Origin of the sequence: Achromobacter sp. SIMBA_011 (genome assembly GCF_046535435.1) — a bacterium.
GTDB classification, from domain to species: Bacteria; Pseudomonadota; Gammaproteobacteria; order Burkholderiales; family Burkholderiaceae_B; genus Achromobacter; species Achromobacter dolens.
Genome location: NZ_JAWRWN010000221.1, coordinates 1 through 312, shown reverse-complemented (window position 1 = coordinate 312; position 312 = coordinate 1). Strand labels below are relative to the sequence as shown.

General features: G+C 67.9%; 1 pseudogene. It reads left to right on the top strand.

Annotation, left to right across the window (positions count from 1 at the left end):
- Window positions 1–140: 140 nt before the first annotated feature.
- Window positions 141–312 (top strand): annotated as a pseudogene (locus tag SB816_RS30665) (metal ABC transporter substrate-binding protein); the annotation flags it as partial.

Genomic DNA, 312 nt, shown 5'->3' with positions numbered 1-312 from the left:
CCCTTCAATCCCCCGTAAGCACGCGCCGCGATGTGCTTATCAGCGTGCGTGCGATAACGAACGTGCGCGAAATTGGTTGGACGCGGCCCGCGCGCGCCCTAGCATCGCCCCATCTTTCACTCCGCCACGGGCGCACGCATATGAACAAGAACAAACGAACCCTGATCGCCGCGGGACTCGCCTCGCTGACGCTCGTCGCCGGTCTGTTCGGGCCGCTCGCCTCGACGGCGCAGGCGGCGCAGACGCTGCGCGTGGGCATCATGTCCGGCGAGGACGAAGACGTCTGGCGCGTGGTGGCCGCGAACGCCGCCC